1 protein-coding gene is annotated in these 3,526 nt (G+C 52.9%); it reads right to left on the bottom strand.

Annotated elements, in window-relative coordinates; genetic code table 11:
- A partial coding sequence (locus HWQ67_RS14670) for an ATP-binding protein (RefSeq protein WP_218253437.1) occupies nucleotides 1–3,526 on the bottom strand: 3,526 nt, incomplete at both ends.

The raw sequence follows: 3,526 nt of genomic DNA, 5'->3' as shown, positions 1-3,526 counted from the left end.
ATGTCGTTGATAAGTCCAAGTAGTGACTTTGCAGATGACTCTATCTTAACGAGGTAGTCATGTTGTTGCGGGGTCAGTTTGGTCTTTAATGCAAGGCCGGAGAACCCGATAACCGCATTCATCGGCGTGCGTATTTCGTGACTCATATTGGCGAGGAATTCACTCTTGAACTGACTTGCCTTTGCCAGTTCCTTGTTTTTTTCGGCCAACTCTTGTGTTGTCTGCTGCAACTGTTGTGTGCGCTTTTGCACCTTTTCTTCGAGGCCGGCATAGAGCCTGGCGTTTTCGATGGAGATAGCGGCCTGGGCACTGAGCATCTTCAGCACCTCCAGGCGGTCCTCGGTAAAGGCGCCAACGGCCAGGTTATTTTCCAGGTACAGGATTGCGCTAAATTGCCCCTGATGCATGATTGGTTCGCACAGGACGGACTTTAGCGAGTGTTGCCGCACATAGGGGTCACGCATGAAACGCACATCCCGCAAGGCATTGATTGACAACAGCGTCTGTGCCGTACGAATGACATACTGGATGACCGAGCGCGCAAGCAACCCCTCTTCCAGTTCCAGGTCAATCCCCTGGAAGATTTCAACTTTATTGGATGTCGTCTCCACAATGGCCTGTATCTGCCAGCCTGTGTCCTTCAATAGCAGGATGCCTTTTTGAGCGCCGGCGTTTTCAACCATGATCCGCATTACCTTCTCAAGCAGGCCATCGAGGTGTATCTCCTCGGAGATGGTCTGAGAGGCCTTCAACAGGGTATAGATATCCAGGACACTGCAACGGGGATGAGTCTCCGGAGACGTTGAGACCTCAGGGGAGGTTGAAGATGAGGACTTAAAGTCCTGCTTTGGGGTGGTTGTCAATTCCACCAGTGCGCCATATTGACGCACCATGCGTTGCACAATGGCGGTTGCCCCCCACAGTTCGTAGAGATAGCGGGCCTGCATCAGGTAGACCTTTGCGATTCGGCTTTTACCGCGTTTGAGGTAGAACTTTCCGGCCAGCTCATTGGCCATTGCCTCGTCGCTGAGATATCCGTTGAGCTGTGCCTCTTCAATGGCGTTGTCGTAGGCGTCTTCGGCCTCGGGGATGTTGCCCAGGACTCGTGCAACTTCGGCCTCTATCAGGTAGCGGCGATGCAGGTTGTTCATGGGGGCATGGTCGGCGCTGTGGCGTACCTTTTGCTGCCAGGTCTGTACGTCCGAGAGGATCTTTGTCTGCATCTCAGGGGTTGCCTTGTCGTAAAGTGCCAGGGCTATCAGGCAGCGATAGAACCAGAACATGGAATCGGTCAGAAACGTGCCGGCCACCGCATCCAGATATTGCTCTGCCAGGATTATATGCCCTTGTGCCTGTTGATAGCGTCCCCCCCAGTAGGCCAGCATGGCCTTGGCAAAGTAGAACAACTGCATGGCGTAGAGGTCCTCGACCTGTTGCAGAATCGGCAGGAATTCGGACTCATTACAGACGCTTCCCTGGAGTTGCCATGGGTCTTGTGGGGCCTCGATGAGGTTCAGGACGACCTGATGCCAGGGTTGCGTGTGACGCACCGATAGTATCTGGTTGATCTTGCGCATGACATCGATGTGGTGGGCCATTTCATCTCTGAGTTCAGTCAGGGGTTTTCCCAAAAACAGACTATGACAGCAGAGAAAATGGATCGGGATGGCGGCAAACTCAAAGTTGCCCACTGCCATCGCCAAGGAATGCACCTCCAGCAACCCCGTAACCGAACGATTCAGATGTTCCTTGTGATTCTGGATAAAGGCATACCAGACATTAAAGACGATTGGTTTGATGGTTTTGTCATTAAAGCGTTCTATCATCTGCTTTGCCAGCAGGGCAAACCGGTAGCCTGAGTCAAAATCACCCAGCACGGTCTGTAGTATTCCATAGGCCCCGTACACCAGACAGGACAAGGGATTACTCCCCAGGGCGATTGTCAACTCCACACATTCCAGGGTCATAAGCGAAAATAAAACAGGGTCTATACGACATGCAGAGGGGATCACGTTGGTCATGATCCGTATGGCAGCCAGCTTGTGGGGGTCATTGACGGCAGGTAGCTCAAGGAGTGCCTCAATAGTGTATCCTGAGAGCTTTGTTACTACCACGGCCATCTTCTGTTGGACGTCGGACATTGCCGGATTTTCAGGCAGATGCACTCCCAACTCTGCCAGCACAGGCAACAGCATTACAATGGCATCCCGCTGGTGATTTTCCGCTATGCGCCTGTTGCTCTGCAGCAGATAGACCGGGACCTTATCCAGGAATGCCTCGGCGTGGCTGAGAACCTCCCCTGATGCGGCATCCATCTGAGCAAAGTCCCCGATATGAAATGACGCCTCGGTGGTCTCCGTGTAAATCCTCAAGGTTTCCTGATAAGCCGTGCTCCAGGCATCCTTATCCAACAGCGACTGTGCCGACTTCATGCAGTGGAATTCGGTCTCATAGGCCAGAGACAGTCTGGCTTTGTGGGCGGCTCTGAGGTTTAGCAAGCGGATTTTGGTCTTGTCCTCCGCTGTTGTGGCAAGGTGCAATGCCTGATTGAAGTGGTTGACGATTTCAAAGAGGTGTTCTTCCTCTTTTTCCTTGTCCATGTGCTGTGTCATCAGTGAGCCGATAGTGAAGTGGAGTTCTGCGGTCTGTTCTGGTGATAAGAGTGATGCTGCCGATTGCTGGATGCGGTCATGGGCAAAGCGCATAAGAACGCACCGAGGTTCCGAGTCGGAGATAAATTTCCACGCATTATCCAGTGGGAGTATCAATTCTTCCTCAAGGGCTTCCCATAGTTCACCAAATGTCTCCTTCATGCCTTTGCGGTGAAGCAGCGACAACATCTTTAAACCAAAGGTGCTACCCAGACAGGAGGCGGATTTCAGGATGGCTTGGGTGGCAGGGGTCAGTTTTTTGATCCGGTTTACCATGAACTCTACCACATTTTCCGATATACTTGCCCTCAGTATCCCCGGCATATCCCAGCTCCAGCTCAACGCAGAGGGGACAAGCTCAATCAGGCCATCCTCATACAAGGAGATTAGCAGTTTCTTGAGGAAGAAGGGATTGCCGTCGGTCTTTTTAAGCAGCAGTTGTGCCAACGGCAGGGTTTCGGACTTGGGGCGATGCAGGGTTTCGGAAAGCATCTCATTGACGTTGACCTCCTCCAGGGCATCCAGCACCACGGAGTGTATCGCCACCTGTCGCTGCCCTATCTCGCGGAGGGTTCGGGTCAACGGATGGGCGTTGTCTACTTCGTTGCTGCGCCAGGACAGCACCATCAGAAGATGGCAACTGTCCTCGTTGGTCATCAAGAGTTCGATCAGCTTCAGCGAAGACATATCCGCCCACTGCAAGTCGTCCAGAAACAGTACCAGCGGATGTTGGAGCGTGGCAAAGACGCCCACAAAGTTTTGAAAGCACCAGTTGAAGCGATTCTGCGACTCCGTCGGGGGAAGGGGCAGCGGTGGCTCCTGTGTGCCGATGACCAGTTCCAGTTCGGGGATTACTTCTATGATCAACTGTCCGT

This window comes from Candidatus Magnetobacterium casense, assembly GCF_019173545.1.
GTDB classification, from domain to species: domain Bacteria; phylum Nitrospirota; class Thermodesulfovibrionia; order Thermodesulfovibrionales; family Magnetobacteriaceae; genus Magnetobacterium; species Magnetobacterium cryptolimnobacter.
The sequence above is the reverse complement of the archived record's forward strand: the minus strand, read 5'-3'. Positions and strand labels throughout refer to the sequence as shown.